This is a genomic window from Burkholderia multivorans ATCC BAA-247 (genome assembly GCF_000959525.1).
Classification (GTDB): Bacteria; Pseudomonadota; Gammaproteobacteria; order Burkholderiales; family Burkholderiaceae; genus Burkholderia; species Burkholderia multivorans.
The window spans coordinates 2,041,976-2,059,495 of record NZ_CP009831.1 but is presented as its reverse complement, the minus strand read 5'-3'; the positions used below and the strand labels follow the sequence as shown (position 1 = coordinate 2,059,495).

Genomic DNA, 17,520 nt, shown 5'->3' with positions numbered 1-17,520 from the left:
TGCATCCCAAGCCCGTTGGTCCGTCATGTCGCTCCAAGCTCAGAACCCTATATGGACATCAAATATTAAAAGCCCGAAACATCCCTTCGTATACCGCTTCTGTGCAGCCGCTGGCTTACTCGATGGACTGGATCAGCGTGAATATTATCGTGCTCGATCCGCATCATGTTCTGGACGAGGAGAACGAATACGAGCGTGGCTAGACCGGGAGCGAAGCCAGAGACTATGGCTGGAGTCACTCAATGAATGAAAAAGCGCGGCGCGGGCCGGAGCGAGGCACCATCGTAGTCGACGTCGTTGGCGTCACCCGGATTTATCGTACCCGTCGTCACGAAGGTCCGCTGTGGCGGCAACTGCTCCGGCCGACTTTCGACACCTATACGGCGCTCCACGACGTGAATTTACAGATTCGCGCCGGCGAGTGCCTGGGGCTGGTGGGCCCGAACGGAGCCGGCAAGTCGACGATGATCAAATTGTTGACCGGCCTCCTGAAGCCGTCGTCCGGCCGAATTTCGGTGTTGGGTCATGAACCGGGCCGCCTGTCGTCGCAATTTCTCACGCAGATCGCTGCGGTGTTCGGGCACAAGACATCCCTCTGGTGGGATCTGCCAGTACGGCACTCGTTCGACGCAATCCGACGCATCTATCAGGTGCCGGTCGACACGTTTCGTGAAGACGTCGCCCTCTTTGCCGATATGCTCCATATCGACAAACTGATGGATCGCACGGTGCGCCAGTTGAGCCTCGGTGAGCGCATCAAATGTGAAGTGGTGCTGGCATTGGCGCATCGGCCGCGCGTCCTGCTGCTGGACGAACCCACGATCGGCGTCGACATGGAGTCCAAGCAGCAACTCCGGACGCTGATCAATCGCGTTGTCGAGGAACGGCACGTCACCACCCTGCTCACGACGCATGATGTGACGGACTTGACGGCGTGCTGTACACACATCGCGTTCATTCAGGGCGGCAACGTGTTCCAGATCGAGGCTATGGACGAACTGCTTCGACAGTTCGGCGTGTCTCGAGACAACGGCGGTCTGCTGGAATCGCGCCTCATCGAGACCTTTCGAGCGCGCGGAATGAGACCAGACGAGGGACGCACGCTCGGCAACACTGCGCCGGTGAACGGTATGGGAGACGAGGATGTTTGATCGACTTCGCCCTTTTGCCATCAATGGTCTGCGCCTTTTGCTCGTGGACCGCGGCGTCCTGTTCGTCGATTTTTTTATCGCAACGGGCGTCGCCTTCCTGATTCAGTTCTTCGTATGGAACGCGGTCTATGGCGCACACGAGGAGCTGCATGGCTTTACGCTCGAGGAACTGCTCTACTACTGCGCCTTCACAATCTACCTGTCGCGCTTGAACAACTGCTACGACCTGGTGCAGGAAATCTCCGACGAAATCATCGAGGGACGCCTGGAGACACAACTAGCCAGGCCGGTGGGTTATATCACACAGAAATTCGCGGCCTATCTGGGCGGCGGTGCACTGTATGCGATACCGGTACTCATCATGTGCGTCGTTTATTGGTTGAACAACACCGAGCGATTGCCCCAATCCTTCGGCGAACTAGTCTGCTACGGGTTATTGATTGTCGGCTTCCTGGTTGCGGGCACAGTCTTGAGCTTCTGCATCGGTACGGTTCTCGGCATCCTGACGTTCTGGTTCATGCAATCCGATTTCGTGCTGGCCTGTCTGACCACGATTACCGCGTTCCTGGGCGGAGCGATCATTCCGCCGAGTTACTGGCCGGCGTTCATTCGCCCGCTCATGGCGTTCAATCCATTCCAGTACTACATTGCCGCGCCGGCCACCCTGATCATCGGCGGCGACCTGCGCGCCGGCGCGGCAGAGCTATGCGTCGCAATGCTCTACATCCTGATGTTCGTGCTCGTTATCAGGACGATGTGGCGCCACGCTGTCAACACCTACACTGGGGGAGGGGGTTGACATGCTGGTTCTGGTTCAAAAGGCGTTTGCAAAGCAGATTCATTATCTAGGGAATTATGTTTCGTATATAGCCATCCAGGCCGTCACACAGCTGCTGACCTTGTTCTACCTGCATTCGGTATTCACCTACACGGAGACGCTTAACGGATGGACACGGGAACAGGCGATCTTCGTGTTTTATCTGGCGACGATGGTGACCCTGACGGCCGAATGCTTCATCTGCTCTATCCATCAGTATTACCAGCGGCTGGTCCGCGGGCTTCTGGATCCCGTGCTTGTCATGCCGGTAAGACGTCGTGCACTCCAGTTGCTGCGTTGGTCGGAGCCGGGATTCCTGGTGCCTGTCGTCGCGCTGCTGTGCTGCTGGCCGCTAATCGATCCTCGGCCTCAACGCTCGCTCGAAGCCTGGATAGCCGGTCTCGCGATCCTAATGGTTGGTGTGCTCTCCATCATCGTGGTATTTGCGGTGATCTCGCTTACTGCACTCGTGACGCAACGCCTGGCGCCAGCCGACTTCGTGGTGTCCGAGTTAAGTCGCATGGCTTTCCTTCCGCCGAGCGTGATGCCGCGCGGCGCATGGCAAATCGCGCTGGGCATCGGCTTGCCCTTGTTGTTCAGCGCCAATGCCGCCGGCGCGATTCTGATCGCTGGCGACTATCGCGTAGCAGTCGTTCTCACCGCAGGCACGTCTGTGCTGGCCGTTCTCCATTACGTCGTCGAATCGCACATGATGCGGTCGTTCAGTCTACCCGGTGCCTGATGTCAAGCCCCTGATCTGGAGTGCATACAAAAATGTCGGAGCTTGATGACGGTGCGATCGCCTGGGATCGAGCGGTGGTTCGTCCGCGTGCCAAGCGCCGACGCGGCAGAGCGGGCGCGGCCGGACCAGCCCACTCAGGCGGGCTATCCGCTGGCCTGTCCGCCGCCCGCCCCCGCCCCCGCACACGCATCGAGCAGCCACCGCCGGAACACATGCGTCGCGTCCGGCTCCGGCCGCGGCGGCGGCCGCACCAGAAAATAACCGCGCGACGTGACGACCGGCGCGTCGACGAGCTTCACGAGCTGGCCGGCCGCGACGAGCTCGTCGACGAGCGGCGACCAGCCGAGCGCCACGCCTTCGCCGAGCAGCGCCGCATGAATCACGAGCGCGTAACTGTTGAACGTCACGCCGCGCGCCGCGGCCTGCGCGTCGAGGCCGTGCGCGTCGAACCAGCCGGCCCACGACAGCCAGCGCTCGGGGCGCGTCGGCTGCACGTGCAGCAGCGGCAGCGCAGCCAGATGCTCGGGCCGCGAGACGTGCGGATGCGCATCGCGGAACGCCGGCGAGCAGACGGGCGTGACCGACTCCGCAAACAGCCTTGCGGCCGTGCACGACGGCCAGTGACCGTCGCCGAACAGGATCGCGATGTCGGCATGGTCGCGCTGCGCGTCGTAGTCCTGCGACGTGACCACGCGCACGTCGACGTCGGGCATCACGCGCTTGAGCCCCGCAAGGCGCGGCATCAGCCAGTACGTCGCGAAACCGAAGTCGGTGACGATCGTCAGCGTGCCGTGCTCGCGGCGCGCGCGAAGCGTCGCCGTCGCGCCGCGCAGGGTGTCGAGGCTGAGCCGGACGGCCTCGTACAGGCATTCGCCGTCGGCCGTCAGCGTGACGCCGCGCGGGCTGCGCTCGAACAGCGGCACGCCGAGCTCGGCCTCGAGCTGAAACACCTGCTGGCTGACGGCCGGCTGTGTGGAGCCGAGCTCGCGCGCAGCGGCCGTGAAGCTCGCGAGCCGCGCGGCCGACTCGAACGCGCGCAACGCCTGCATCGACGGTAACGGTTCCGGTTTCGACATAAGTCCCTCTAATGGCCCCATAAGAGCCGGACGCCTTCCCGCGCGAATTCGGGCGGGAGATAGTGCATCCGACGGCGCGGCACCGCGCCGCGCAAGGCCTTCCGCGATTCTAGCCAGTCGCGGCCGCTGCGCGCGGCACTTTCTGCAGGCTGCGTCCGCGATGCCGGATGCGCCGCTGCCTGCGCGTCGATCCGTTCCATTCGAACAGCGATTTCCTCACGAACGCCGATGACGAACCCGACTCCCAACATCCTGATCCTGATGGCCGACCAGCTGACGCCGTTCGCGCTGCCGGCCTACGGCAACCGCGTCGCGCGCACGCCGACGCTCGACCGGCTCGCCGCGCAAGGCGTGGTGTTCGACGCCGCCTACTGCGCAAGCCCGCTCTGCGCGCCGTCGCGCTTCTCGCTGCTGACCGGCAAGCTGCCGTCCGGGATCGGCGCCTACGATAACGCCGCCGAATTGCCGGCGCAAACGCTGACGTTCGCGCACTACCTGCGCGCGGCTGGCTATCGGACGATGCTGTCCGGCAAGATGCACTTCTGCGGCCCCGACCAGCTGCACGGTTTCGAGGAGCGGCTGACCACCGACATCTACCCGGCCGACTTCGGCTGGGTGCCCGACTGGGACCGCCCGACCGAGCGGCCGAGCTGGTATCACAACATGAGCTCGGTGCTCGACGCGGGCCCGTGCGTGCGTACGAACCAGCTCGACTTCGACGACGAAGTGACGTTCGCCGCGAAGCAGAAGCTGTACGACGTCGCGCGCGAGCGCGCAGCGGGCCGCGACGAACGGCCGTTCTGCATGGTCGTGTCGCTGACGCACCCGCACGACCCGTATGCGATCACGCGCGAATACTGGGATCTGTACAGCGACGACGAGATCGACATGCCGGCCGTGCAGCTCGGCGCATCGGACAGCGATCCGCATTCGCAGCGGCTGCGCTTCGTCTGCGAGAACGACCGCACGCCGCCGAGCGAGGCGCAGATCCGCGCGGCGCGACGCGCCTACTACGGCGCGACGTCGTACGTCGACGCGCAGTTCGGCAGTGTGCTCGCGGCGCTCGAGCAGTGCGGGTTCGCCGACGACACGATCGTGATCGTCACGTCCGATCACGGCGACATGCTCGGCGAGCGCGGGCTCTGGTACAAGATGACGTTCTTCGAAGGCGGCTGTCGCGTGCCGCTGATCGTCCATGCGCCGCACCGCTTCGACGCGGCGCGCGTGCGCGGTCCCGTGTCGCATCTCGATCTGCTGCCGACGCTCGTCGAACTCGCGAACGCGACGCCGGAAGGCGGCTGGCCCGACGCGGTGGACGGCGCCAGTCTCGTCCCGCATCTGCGCGGCACGGCCGCACACGATGTCGCGCTCGGCGAATATCTGGCTGAAGGCGCGATCGCGCCGATCGTGATGATTCGGCGCGGCGACTGGAAGTACGTGCATTGCCCGGCCGATCCGGAGCAGCTGTACAACCTGTCCGACGATCCGCGCGAACTGACGAATCTCGCGGGGGCGCCGGAGGCGGCCGACGTGCTCGCTGCCTTCCGCGCGGAAGCGGCACGGCGCTGGAACCTGGCGGAACTCGACCGGCAGGTGCGCGCGAGCCAGCGTCGCCGCCGCTTTCATTACGCGGCGACGACGCAAGGCCGGATCCAGCCGTGGGACTGGCAGCCTTTCACCGATGCGAGCCAGCGCTATATGCGCAATCACATCGAACTCGACACGCTCGAAGCGATGGCGCGCTTTCCGCGCGTCGGGCACTGAACGTATCGCATCGCGATCACTGACAAACGACGGAGGAAGCGGACGATGAAACGGCAACGGCAATGCAATGCAGCAATCCGGATCGGTGCGGCGCTCGCCGCGGCCGCGTGCATGACGGCCGCGCATGCGGCCGAACCGCAGACGTGCCGCGACGTGCGGATGGCGGCGCCCGGCTGGACCGACATCGACGCGACGAACGCGATGGCGGGCGTCGTGCTGAAGGCGCTCGGCTATCGGCAGGACGTGGCGAACCTGTCGGTGCCGATCACGTATCAGGGGCTGAAGAAAGGGCAGGTCGACGTGTTCCTCGGCAACTGGATGCCGGCGCAGGCGCCGCTCGTGAAGCCGTTCGTCGACGAGAAATCGATCGACGTGCTGCACGCGAATCTGAGCGGCGCGAAGTTCACGCTCGCGGTGCCCGAGTACGTGGCGGCGGCCGGTGTCCATACGTTCGCCGATCTCGCGCGCTACGCGGACCGCTTCGGCGACAAGATCTACGGGATCGAGCCCGGCGCGCCGGCGAACCAGAACATCAAGCGGATGCTGTCCGACCATGCGCTCGGCCCGGCGAACTGGTCGCTCGTCGAATCGAGCGAGACCGGGATGCTCACGCAGGTCGAGCGCGCGGTGCGCGACAAGCGCTGGATCGTGTTCCTCGCGTGGGAGCCGCACCTGATGAACACGAAGTTCAAGCTGACGTATCTGTCCGGCGGCGACGCGTATTTCGGTCCGAACTACGGCGGCGCGACGGTCAACACGGTGGCGCGCGCCGGCTTCGCCGATCAGTGCACGAACCTCGCGCGCCTGTTCCGGCAAATGACGTTCTCGGTCGATGTCGAGAACCGGATGATCGCCGACATGCTGGAAAAGAAGACGTCGCCTGCGCTCGCCGCACAACACGCGCTGAAGGCCGACCCGTCGCTCGTCGCCGGCTGGCTGGACGGCGTGACGACGGCTACCGGCGCACCGGGCCTGCCGGCCGTGCGCGCGGCGCTCGACGGCCATTGATCGGCTGCGCGGCCGGCCGGTTGCACCGTGCCGCGCGGCATCCGTGTTTTCCCGAGCGGTCGCAACGAGACCATTTGGTGTCGCGTTCAGACGGGTCGCAGGAAATATGGGTTTGTATTTTTCGGCCATGGCTGCGCTATTGCGGAAAACGAAATACCGAAGCCATCCGATTTACCGAATTACATATCAACCCTGAGCCGGCGTATCGCGGCGCGCGCCGGACCAGCGGTTATTTCCATCGAACGGGTCAGGGAGGGTGGTCGACAATGAAGCAATCGAAAGTTGCCGTGGCAGTCGCGCTCGCATGCGCGGCGTGTGTTCCCGCGATCGGTCATGCACAAAGCAGCGTGACGCTGTACGGGATCATCGACGCGGGCGTCACGTACGTGAACAACACCGGCGGCTCGCACGTGTTCAAGTTCGACGACGGCGTCGCATATGGAAACCGCTTCGGCCTGAAGGGCACCGAGGATCTGGGCGGCGGCCTGAAGGCCGTGTTCGCGCTCGAAAGCGGCTTCCGTCTCGGCAACGGGCAGCTCGGCTTCGGCGGCGCCGAATTCGGCCGCCAGGCCTACGTCGGCCTGCAGAACAACTGGGGTACGCTGTCGTTCGGCAATCAGCTCGACATCACCAACGAGCTCGTGTCGATCTACAACATCTCCGCGTGGGGCAGCGGCTACGCGATCCACCAGGGCGACTTCGACCGCTTCAACGGCGATCGCCTGCCCAACTCCGTCAAGTTCCTGTCGAGCGACCTGAGCGGCTTCAAGTTCGGCGCGATGTACTCGTTCGGCAACGTCGCCGGCAACTTCCACCGCAACAGCGCATGGAGCGCGGGCGCCAGCTTCACGAAGGGCGACTTCTCGATCGGCGCGGCCTACACGCGCCTGAACAACCCGAACGGCATCTATGCGTTCGATCCGTACGCGATGATCGGCACGCACACGTTCCTCGGCCAGCAGACGGTGACCGTCGATCCGGCGACCGGCCAGCGGACCGACCTGTTCGCGAACACGGCGATGAACGTCGACAGCCAGGGCACGTTCGGCGTCGGCGCAAGCTATACGATCGGCAAGCTGACGCTCGATGCGAACTACTCGTACACGACGATCAAGGGCTTCGGCCAGTCGTCGCACATGCAGGTGTACGAAGGCGGCGGCCTGTATCAGTTCACGCCGGCACTGAGCTTCATCGCCGGCTATCAGCACACGCGCTTCGAAGGCCACCACTGGAACCAGGGCACGGCCGGCCTGCATTACCTGCTGTCGAAGCGCACCGACGTGTACATCTCGGGCGACTACCTGCGTGCATCGCAGGGTGTCGATGCGGTGATCGGCTACAGCTTCACGCCGTCCACGACGCAGACGCAGGCCGACGTGCGCATCGGGATGCGGCATTCGTTCTGACCGGCGCACCGGCTCGTTCGACGTCTTCAGCGAGGTCTCTCTTTCGCGCGAACTGCGGTTCGCGCTTTTTTTTATGTGCGCGGCACGGCGCGCACGGCGGGCCGGCTGCGCGCGCGCATTTGTCATATCATCGCGGCTTGGCCGCGATCGGGCCGTCCGGCCAAGCGGTCGGCGGCACGCCGTGCCGCCCAGCCGAGATATCGATGACCGCTCCGTTGCCCGACGCCCGCACCGCTTCCGAACTGCCCGCCAATCTGTTTCGTCACGCCCCGTTCCGGCGGTTCTGGGGCACGCGCGTGATGTCGTCGCTGGCTTTCCAGATCCTGTCGGTCGCGATCGGCTGGTACGTGTACGCGCTCACGCACAGCGCGTTCGCGCTCGGCCTCGTCGGCCTCGCGCAGTTCGTGCCGATGTTCGCGCTGACGCTCGTCGTCGGGCAGGTGGCCGACCGCTTCGACCGGCGGCGCATCGCGACGATCTGCCAAAGCGTGGAGGCGCTTGCCGCGGGCGTGTTTCTGCTCGGCGCCGCGCAAGGGTGGCTCGCCGCGCCGGGCGTCTATGCGCTCGCGGCGATCGTCGGCACCGCGCGCGCATTCGAGTCGCCGTCGGTATCGTCGCTGCTGCCGGCCGTCGTGCCGCGCGCCGAGCTGCCGCGTGCGACTGCGTTGTCGACCTCCGCGAATCAGGCCGCACAGATTCTCGGGCCGGCATTCGGCGGGCTGTTGTACGGGCTCGGTGCGCCGGTCGCGTTCGGCACGAGCGTCGCCGCGTTCGCGATCGCCGCGCTGCTGAGCGGCACGATTCCGCTGCGCAGCGCGCCGCCCGCGCGCGAGCCCGTGACGCTGCGCTCGGTGTTTTCCGGCATCGCGTTCATCCGGCGCGAGCCGGCGATACTCGGCGCGTTGTCGCTCGATCTGTTCGCGGTGCTGTTCGGCGGTGCGACCGCGCTGTTGCCGATCTATGCGCGCGACATCCTCCAGGTCGGGCCGTGGGGGCTCGGCGCACTGCGCGCGGCGCCCGCGGTCGGCGCGCTCGCGGGCACGCTCTGGCTCACGCGTTTTCCATTGAAGGCGCGGCCTGGCCGCGCGATGTTCGGCGGCGTGATCGCGTTCGGCATCGCGACGATCGTGTTCGGCCTGTCGCGGCATGTCGCGCTGTCGCTCGTCGCGCTCGCGGCACTCGGCGCGTCCGACGTCATCAGCGTGGTCGTGCGGCTGTCGCTCGTGCAGCTGCGCACGCCCGACGACATGCTCGGCCGCGTCAGCGCCGTCAATGCGCTGTTCATCGGCACGTCGAACCAGCTTGGCGAATTCGAATCGGGCGTCACGGCCGCGTGGTGGGGCGCGCCCGCGGCGATCGTCGTCGGCGGCGCGGCCACGATCGCGGTCGCGCTCGCGTGGATGCGGCTCTTTCCGACGCTGCGCAACATGACGTCGCTCGAACGCGATCGGTAACGCGCGCGGGTAACGGGTGCGGCGACGGCCGCGGACATATTGCGTGCGGTTCATTTCAAATTGCCTTCTTATTTCTTTCGAATCAACAACATTTTTAGCCCGTGCAATCTTCCGACCGATAAAAAACGCATGCAGCTGAATGCGGAATGTCGATTCGGCAGAACGTTGTCGGAAGCTTTCAAGTGCGCGGGTGGAATTCAAAACGGCATATGCGTCAAAGCCTTGCTGGTAAAGGCTGACGCGATCATTTCGTCGGATGAATCGATGCGCGATCATTACAAAAACATTATTAAAATTACGCTTCCCTTTCTGTAATTTTCCGAAACAACTCGCTTTCGTCTGATGATGCGGTTATCAATTGAAACAAAAAGAAATACATGGAATGATACCGATTCTCATTTGCATGACCGCCGCGGCGCTGCCGCCGGTCACCTGTCAACCGTAGCCAGCCAGCCTCGTCGGCGCTGATTCCGAGCGTCCGCGGCCGGCAAGCCAACGCATCGTGCCTCGTGCGCGCGTATCGCCGCGCGTCCACGCGGCCGGTTCATCCACACTGAATTACCATGCCGAACAGGACCCCGTTCGCGAGCGCGCTCGCGTTGGCCTTTGCCTTGCCTATTGCTTCGCCCGCCGTCGCACAGAGTGCGCGTGTCGACGCTTCGCCCGCTGCGGCCTCGCCCGGCGATACGGCGCCGGCCGCTTCCAGCGCCGTGCGCGACGCGCTACCGACGATCAGCGTATCCGGGCAAGCCGTGCAGCAGGACTTCCAGGCCGAGCGCTCGACGGTCGGCGCGAAGACGCCGACCGCACTGCGCGACATTCCGCAGTCGGTCACGGTGATCAACAAGGCGCTGATCGAGTCGCAGGGGCTCACGTCGTTCCAGGATGCGTTGCGCAATGCGCCGGGCATCACGATCGGCGGCGCGGAAGGCGGGCAGATCGGCAACAACATCAACCTGCGCGGCTTCACCGCGCAGAACGACATCTATCTCGACGGCTTTCGCGATCGCAACCAGTACTACCGCGACACCTTCGATCTCGATGCGGTCGAGGTGCTGTACGGACCGTCCTCGATGCTGTTCGGGCGCGGCTCGACGGGCGGCGTGATCAACCAGGTATCGAAGAAGGCGAACCTGAAGCCGTCGGCGGAAGTGTCGACGACGATCGGTACTGACGACCGCTATCGCACGAGCGTCGATCTGAACCGGCCGCTCGGCGCGACCTCGGCGCTGCGCATCAACGCGTTCGGCCAGTCGCTCGGCTCGACGCGCGACGTGATGAAAAACAAGGACTACGGGATCGCGCCGGAACTGCGCTTCGGCATCGGCACGCCGACCGAGATCACGCTGTCCGCGCTGATCCAGCACAACTACGACATGCCCGATTACGGCGTGCTCGCCGTGAACGGCCATCCGGCGCCCGTATCGAAGCACACGTTCTACGGATTGACCGACGACCGCACGATCCAGGACGTGCAGACGGTGTCCGCGCGGATCGATCATCGCGTGAACGACGCGCTGACGATCAGCAACCGCACGTCGTTCTCGCATTCGATGACGGACGCGCGCGAGACGGCCGCGAACGCGGTGCTGACGGGGCCGCTGTCGTCGAGCACCGCGCTGACGAACGGCAACTACACGTCGCTGCCGATGTCGACGCTGTACGTGCGGCTCGCGAGCCACGATCGCGTGATCGAAAACCATTCGATCGACAACGATACGATGGCGCATTTCAAGTTCGACACGGGCTTCGTCAAGCACGACCTGATCGCGGGCATCGAAGTCGGCCACGACAGCTATACGAACCAGGCATACACGCGCAGCGGGCTACCGATCCTGTCGCTGATCGATCCCGCATATCTGTCGTCGAGCGCGGCGAACGCGCGGCAGACGCCGGCCAACCACGCGGAATCGGGCGCGACGACGCTCGCCGCGTATCTGAACGACACGGTATCGATCGGCCGCGACTGGAAACTCGTCGGCGGGCTGCGCTGGGATCGCTTCCGCGCGCATCTCGCGAACACGATCAGCGCGCCCGGCTACGCGTCGCAGACGAACAACTTCACGAGCGTGCGTGCCGGCGTGATCTATCAGCCGACCGAATCGCAGTCGTACTACTTCTCGTACGGCACGTCGTTCAACCCGTCGCTCGAGACGCTGACGGTCACGAACAACACGCAGAACCTGTCGCCCGAACACACGAAGTCGTACGAGGTCGGCGGCAAGTGGGATCTGCTGAACGACAACCTGTCGGTCACGTCGGCGCTGTTCCAGCAGGAGAAGAGCAATGCACGCACGCAGACGTCGACGGGCGAATACCTGCTCGAAGGCGATATTCGCGTGCGCGGCTTCCAGGCGAGCGTGACGGGCCATATCACGCCGAAGTGGCAGGTGTTCGGCAGTTACACGTACATGAACGGCACGATCCTCAGTGCGCGCGACGGCACGCAGGGCAAAACGCTCGCGAATACGCCGCGCAACACGTTCACGTTGTGGACCACGTACGCGTTCACGCCGCACTGGGAAATCGGCGGCGGCCCGACCTACATGTCGGGGCGCTGTGCGGCCAACACGAACTACGTGCAGGTGGGCGGCTACACGCGCTGGGATGCGACGGCCGCGTATCACGCGAAGCGGTGGGATCTGCGGCTCAACGTGCTGAACCTGACCGACAAGTTCTATTACGATGCGCTGATCCAGTCGGACGGCGGGCGCGCGGTGCCGGGCATCGGGCGCACGTTCCTCGCGACGCTCGACTACCGCTTCTGAGCGGCGCGTGCGGCCGGCGTGCCAATCGACGAAACAGGTGAAACGATGCTTGTACACATTCCGAACGTGCTGACGCCGGAACAGGTCCGCATGATCCGCGGCCGGCTCGACCAGGCGGGCGACGCTTGGGTCGACGGCCGCGCGACGGCCGGCTATACGGGCGCGCCGGTCAAGCGCAACCAGCAGATCGCCGAGCATTCGCCGATCGCGCGCGAGCTCGGCGACGTGATCCTGGCGGCGATCGAGCGCCATCCGCTCTTCATCAGCGCGGCGCTGCCGAATCAGGTCTATCCGCCGCTGTTCAACCGTTACGAAGGCGGGATGACGTTCGGCAGCCACGTCGACGGCGCGGTGCGCGTGCTGCCGAGCGGCGTGAAGCTGCGCACCGACGTGTCGGTCACGCTGTTCCTGTCCGCGCCCGACGAATACGACGGCGGCGAACTCGTGATCGAGGATGCGTACGGCGTGCAGCAGGTGAAGCTCCCGGCCGGCGACATGATCGTCTATCCGGCGACGAGCCTGCATCAGGTCACGCCGGTCACGCGCGGCGTGCGCGTCGCGAGCTTCTTCTGGGTGCAGAGCCTCGTGCGCAGCGATGCGCAGCGCGCGCTGCTGTTCGACATGGATACGGCGATCCAGCGGCTCAATGCCGGTGGCGCCGATCCGCAGGCATGCCGCAGCCTCGTCGGCTGCTACCACAACCTTTTGCGAATCTGGAGCGAGATGTGAGCGTGATCGATTCTGTCGAAATTGCAGCGACGCCTGTGTCGCGGACGGCGCCCGGCGCGCGGGCCGGCAGCGCGCGCTCGCGCCGCGGCACGTTCCTCCAATGGCTGCGCAAGATACACGGCTGGGTCGGGCTCTGGGGCGCGGCGCTCGGGCTGCTGTTCGGCACGACCGGCTTCCTGCTGAATCATCGTGCGCCGCCGCTGCGCATCCAGACCGGCGCGCCGCGCGTCGACACGCTGCGGCTCGCGGTGCCCGTCCCGGCGCCCGCGTCGCCGCGCGAACTTGCGAAGTGGTTGCGTGCGCAACCTGACCTGCATCTGCCGGCACGCATGGGCCGCGTGCAGCAGGAACCCGCGCATCCGGTCGCATGGGGCGATCGCGAGACCGTGCAGCCCGAGCACTGGCAGCTCGTGTTCGCGTCGCCGCGCGAGAACGTCGCGGTCGACTACTGGGTCGGCAGCGACGCGATCACGCTCAAGCGTACCGGCAACGGCACGCTCGCGTGGCTGACGAACCTGCACAAGGGCGTCGGCATGAGCATCGGCTGGGTGCTGCTCGTCGATACGCTCGCCGGCGCGCTGATCCTGCTGTCGCTGACCGGCGTGCTGCTGTGGACGGGTCTCAACAAGCGCAAGACGGTCGGTGCGCTGCTCGTGGTCGGCTCGATCGTCGCGATCGTGTGCACCGCGAGCGTCTGAAGCGCCCGGCGCGTATTGCTTCGAGCCGGCGCTAGCGACCCGCGTCGGGCGCGACCTGCACGGCCGTGCCGTAGCAGATGACTTCGGTGACGCCCGAGCCGATCTCGGTCGAGTCGTAGCGCATCGCGACGACGGCGTTCGCGCCCAGCCGGCGTGCGTCGTCGAGCATCTTGTCGAACGCGTGCTGGCGCGCTTTTTCGCACAGCGACGTATAGAGCGTGATGTTGCCGCCGAACAGCGTCTGAAGCGACGCGCCGAACGTGCCGACGATCGAGCGCGAGCGCACGACGATGCCTTGCGCGACGCCGAGCGCGCGTACCGTCGTATGGCCGGGCAGGTCGAATGCGGTCGTGACGCGATCGGGCGACAGCGCGTCGGGAGAGCGGGGAGCGTCGGTCATCGGGAAAGCCGTCCATCGGTTGCGGGTCGAACGGCGATTGTAGCCGGGCCGCCATGCGTGCCGGCGCCGATGCCGGAACGCCGGGCGAGCGCCGGCCGCTTCAGCGCGTCGCGCACCGGTCGTTGCGCGGGCTCGTCCCGAACCGCGCGCGATACGCGCGCGAGAAATGCGACGGCGATTCGAATCCGCACGCGACGCACACCGACGTGATGCTCATGTCCGTCTGCTGCAGCAGTTCGCGTGCGCGGTCGAGCCGCAGGTTCTGATAGAAGCGCGTCGGCGTGTCGTTCAGCGTCGCGCTGAACAGCCGTTCGAGCTGGCGGCGCGTGATCGACACTTCCTGCGCGAGTGCGTCGGAGCCGAGCGGGTTCTCCATATGCCGCTGCATCGTGCCGATCACCTGGATCAGCTTGCGGTTGTGCACGCCGTAGCGCGCGGCGATCTCGAGCCGCTGGCTGTCGGAGCGCTGCCGGATCCGGCTGACGACGAATTGTTCGGAGATCACGGCCGCGAGTTCGGCGCCGTGCCGGCGGCCGATCAGGTCGAGCATCATGTCGATCGACGCGGTGCCGCCCGCGCACGTGATACGGCGCGCGTCGATCTCGAACAGCTCCTGCGTCGCCTTCAGCCGCGGATAGCGCTCGCGGAACGCGGCGAGCGCTTCCCAGTGCACGGTCAGCGGCTGCGACGCGTCGAACAGCCCGGCTTCCGCGAGCACGAAGCTGCCCGTATCGATGCCGCCGAGCGTCGCACCGTGGCGATGCTGCCGGCGCAACCAGTCGCCGAGCGCGCGCGTGTAGCAGGCGAGCGGTTCGAAGCCGGCCACGACGAAGACCGTATCGACGCGCTCGACGTCCGCGCAAGCGGCTTCGGCAGCGACCGGGATGCCGTTACTCGCGCGCACGGGCCCACCGTCGATGCTCAGCACGTGCCAACGGTAAAGCTCGGTGCGAAACCGGTTCGCGACGCGCAGCGGCTCGACCGCGGACATGAAGCCGAGCGCGGAAAAGCCGGGCAGCAGCAGGAAGTGGAAATCCTCGGGCATCGGAGCGTAGGAAGAAGTCGACGATAGATCGCGTGCGGGGCGCGGCCGCGACGGCAGAACGGTCTGCCGCAGATTATCGCGGGTTTCGGGCCGGCTCAGTGCGATTTTGCACCGCGCGCCGAGCGGCGCTGCGTCGTCGACGGCAATTCGCCGAACTGCGCCTTGTAGGCGTTCGCGAAATGCCCGAGATGAATGAAGCCCCAGTGCGCGGCGGCATCGGCGATCGACAGATCGGACTGCCGCGTATCGAGCAGCATCCGGCGCACCTGCGCGAGGCGCAGCGAGCGGACGTAGTTGAGCGGACTCGTCTGCACGACCGACTGAAAGCTGTTCTGCATCGTGCGGCGGCTCACGCGCAACTGCGCGCACAGGCTCAGGATGTCGACCGGCGCTTCGGGATGCGCGATCACGTAGTCGTGCACGCGCCGCACGATGTCGGCGCGGCACGCCTGCGTGAGGCCGCTGGACGCGTCGGGCATCCAGTACGTGAGCAGATCGACGAGCACGTTGCCCACTTCGCCGCGCAGCTCGCACTGCACGCGCGCGTCGCGCAGCGCGTCCGGCGCGGCGAGCGCGCGCTCGAGCAGCGTCGCGAGCTGCACGCCCGCGCGCATGCGCGCGGCCATCGGCAGATCGATCACGCCGCGCCGCAGCGTGCGTTCGTCGATGCGCAACTCGGCGGCCTCCTCGATCTGCGCCATCAGCGCCGCATCGACGAGCACGCCGATCAGCGACATGTCGTCGGGTGAATGCAATTCGAAAGGGGCGCCGCCTCGCGCCAGCACGATGGTGCCGCGTTCGATGCGCGCGCCGCCGAACGCGAATGCGCCGGCGCCGGCGAGCGGCATGCCGAACACGGTGTGACCGGCAGGCAGCCAGCCGCGCTGCGTGATGCGGACGTTCGCGGTTTCCTGAAACAGCTCGAGGCCCTCGAGCGCCAGATGCTTGACCGCGCTGCGATACGCGCCCGGCCCGATCTGGTCGTAGCGCTGATTCCAGCCGCGCAGCGCCTCCGCATGTCGGTCTGCGTCGTCGAACGTCTGGTGAAACACCAACACAGCGCCTCCCGGTAGCGTGCAAACGGCGCAAGATTAAACCGGCCGACCGACCGGTGCAATAAGGCCGAGGGTTATTCCGGGCGCCGCGTGCCGAGGGTCGGAGCGTGCGCGCGACGCGCGGCTTTCAGGCGGTTTTCCAATATCCCGAATCGGCACGCACGCGTTGCCGGTCCGGGTGCTGACGCGATTTATTGTCGAACTACAGTCGCCCCACATCACACGATTTTCCGACTGGAGGCGACATGAGGACAACGCGACGAGGCGCGGCGCTCGCAGCGACGCTGGCGCTCGCTGCGACATCGGCCGGCGGCGCGCACGCAGCAGAGAAACCGGAGCAACTGGTCGTGCAGAAGATGCCGCCATGGCATCCGCACGAGATCTACATCGTCGACATCTCGATGCCGTCGATGACCGACGGACGCATCTACGTCTACGACGCCGACGCGAAAAAGCTGCTCGGCCAGATCGACGCGGGCTTCGCGCCCGGCCTGGCGATTTCGCCCGATCACAAGACCAGCTACGTCGCGACGACTTACTTCTCGCGCGGCTCGCACGGCGCGCGCACGGACGTCGTCGAGCTGACCGACAACACGACGCTCGATCACGCCGGCGAGATCGCGATTCCGGCGAAGCATGCGCAGCACGTGCCGTCGCCGTACAACACAGCGTTCAGCGCGGACGGCAAGCGGCTGTACGTCGCGAACATCACGCCGGCCGCATCGGTGACGGTGATCGACGCGGTCTCGAAGAAGGTGCTCTCCGAAATCGACACGGCCGCCTGCGTGCTCGCGTATCCGAGCGCGAACGATCGCTTTACTTCGCTCTGCGAAAGCGGCAAGGCGTTGACGGTCATGCTCGACGCGAACGGCCACGAAGTGAAGCGCACGATGTCGGATGCGTTCATCGACGTCGATCGCGACCCCGCATTCGTGAATGCGTCGCCGTATCGCGGCGGCTATCTGTTCACGACGTTCGGCGGCAACGTGCGGCGTGCGGACTTCAGCGGCGATCAGCCGTCGTTCGGCCGGCCGTGGTCGCTGCTGAGCGATGCGGAGCGCGCGCAAGGATGGCGTCCGGGCGGCATGCAGCAGACCGCGGTGCACGCGAAGCTCGACCGCTACTACGTGCTGATGCACCAGGGCGACGCGCACTCGCACAAGGATCCCGGCACGCAGGTGTGGGTGTACGACCTGAAGACGAAGCAGCGCATCGCGCGCTGGGATCTCGCGCAGCAGAAGGTCGAGCCGCTCGTGTCGATCCAGGTGAGCGACGACGATGCGCCGCTGCTCTACGGGCTGACGGCGACGTCCGATCTCGTCGTGATCGACGCGCGCAGCGGCAAGCTGCAGCACGTCGAGAAGCAGATCGGCAACACGTCGACGCTGCTCGTCAACCCGTGAGGCC

At 65.8% G+C, this 17,520-nt stretch carries 15 protein-coding genes; 11 read left to right on the top strand and 4 right to left on the bottom strand.

The window, feature by feature from the left end; genetic code table 11:
• Positions 1-242: 242 nt before the first annotated feature.
• The 3 genes from NP80_RS11240 to NP80_RS11230 are packed head-to-tail and all read left to right on the top strand — an operon-like array spanning position 243 to position 2,710.
• The gene (locus NP80_RS11240) at positions 243-1,151 is read left to right on the top strand and encodes an ATP-binding cassette domain-containing protein (protein WP_006406036.1); all 909 of its coding nucleotides are present in this window, start codon (positions 243-245) and stop codon (positions 1,149-1,151) included.
• Positions 1,144-1,950, top strand: a complete 807-nt coding sequence (locus tag NP80_RS11235; RefSeq protein WP_045593449.1) for an ABC-2 family transporter protein — start codon at positions 1,144-1,146, stop codon at positions 1,948-1,950. The genes NP80_RS11240 and NP80_RS11235 overlap by 8 nt, the downstream gene beginning before the upstream one ends.
• 1 nt (position 1,951) lies before the next feature.
• A complete protein-coding gene (locus tag NP80_RS11230) occupies positions 1,952-2,710 on the top strand; it encodes an ABC-2 family transporter protein (protein WP_006406038.1) in 759 nt (252 codons plus the stop codon).
• A gap of 143 nt (positions 2,711-2,853) precedes the next feature.
• Here the strand turns inward: NP80_RS11230 and NP80_RS11225 are convergent, their stop codons facing one another.
• Positions 2,854-3,786 (bottom strand): choline sulfate utilization transcriptional regulator, encoded by a 933-nt coding sequence (locus NP80_RS11225; RefSeq protein ID WP_006409131.1) that lies wholly within the window; start codon positions 3,784-3,786, stop codon positions 2,854-2,856.
• Positions 3,787-4,014: 228 nt separating this feature from the next.
• Between NP80_RS11225 and betC the strand changes: the two genes are divergently transcribed.
• The 7 genes from betC to NP80_RS11185 all read left to right on the top strand — a co-directional run bounded on the left by betC (position 4,015) and on the right by NP80_RS11185 (position 13,613).
• Positions 4,015-5,550 carry a choline-sulfatase gene (gene betC / locus NP80_RS11215; RefSeq protein ID WP_006409134.1) on the top strand — a complete coding sequence of 512 codons (1,536 nt, stop codon included), beginning with the start codon at positions 4,015-4,017 and terminating at the stop codon, positions 5,548-5,550.
• Positions 5,551-5,595: 45 nt separating this feature from the next.
• Positions 5,596-6,558: a choline ABC transporter substrate-binding protein gene (gene choX, locus NP80_RS11210; protein WP_006409142.1), complete on the top strand. Its 963-nt coding sequence runs from the start codon at positions 5,596-5,598 to the stop codon at positions 6,556-6,558.
• Positions 6,559-6,824: 266 nt separating this feature from the next.
• Complete coding sequence (locus tag NP80_RS11205) at positions 6,825-7,964, top strand: porin (protein WP_006396383.1); 1,140 nt, start codon at positions 6,825-6,827, stop codon at positions 7,962-7,964.
• A gap of 203 nt (positions 7,965-8,167) precedes the next feature.
• The gene (locus tag NP80_RS11200) at positions 8,168-9,418 is read left to right on the top strand and encodes an MFS transporter (protein ID WP_035489067.1); all 1,251 of its coding nucleotides are present in this window, start codon (positions 8,168-8,170) and stop codon (positions 9,416-9,418) included.
• Positions 9,419-9,981: 563 nt separating this feature from the next.
• A complete protein-coding gene (locus tag NP80_RS11195; RefSeq protein WP_006409146.1) occupies positions 9,982-12,186 on the top strand; it encodes a TonB-dependent receptor in 2,205 nt (734 codons plus the stop codon).
• 45 nt (positions 12,187-12,231) lie between these two features.
• Positions 12,232-12,915 (top strand): Fe2+-dependent dioxygenase, encoded by a 684-nt coding sequence (locus NP80_RS11190; RefSeq protein WP_006409129.1) that lies wholly within the window; start codon positions 12,232-12,234, stop codon positions 12,913-12,915.
• Positions 12,912-13,613 (top strand): PepSY-associated TM helix domain-containing protein, encoded by a 702-nt coding sequence (locus NP80_RS11185; RefSeq protein ID WP_006409127.1) that lies wholly within the window; start codon positions 12,912-12,914, stop codon positions 13,611-13,613. Before NP80_RS11190 ends, NP80_RS11185 begins: the two co-directional genes overlap by 4 nt.
• A gap of 31 nt (positions 13,614-13,644) precedes the next feature.
• Here NP80_RS11185 and NP80_RS11180 read toward each other — a convergent pair whose 3' ends face one another.
• The 3 genes from NP80_RS11180 to NP80_RS11170 form a co-directional block, all read right to left on the bottom strand.
• The gene (locus NP80_RS11180; protein WP_006396390.1) at positions 13,645-14,013 is read right to left on the bottom strand and encodes a YbjQ family protein; all 369 of its coding nucleotides are present in this window, start codon (positions 14,011-14,013) and stop codon (positions 13,645-13,647) included.
• Between the two features lie 100 nt (positions 14,014-14,113).
• Positions 14,114-15,058: a GlxA family transcriptional regulator gene (locus tag NP80_RS11175; RefSeq protein WP_006406052.1), complete on the bottom strand. Its 945-nt coding sequence runs from the start codon at positions 15,056-15,058 to the stop codon at positions 14,114-14,116.
• Positions 15,059-15,153: 95 nt separating this feature from the next.
• Positions 15,154-16,116 carry a helix-turn-helix domain-containing protein gene (locus tag NP80_RS11170; RefSeq protein ID WP_035489022.1) on the bottom strand — a complete coding sequence of 321 codons (963 nt, stop codon included), beginning with the start codon at positions 16,114-16,116 and terminating at the stop codon, positions 15,154-15,156.
• Positions 16,117-16,358: 242 nt separating this feature from the next.
• Between NP80_RS11170 and NP80_RS11165 the strand changes: the two genes are divergently transcribed.
• Complete coding sequence (locus tag NP80_RS11165) at positions 16,359-17,516, top strand: amine dehydrogenase large subunit (RefSeq protein ID WP_006409121.1); 1,158 nt, start codon at positions 16,359-16,361, stop codon at positions 17,514-17,516.
• Positions 17,517-17,520: the final 4 nt, after the last annotated feature.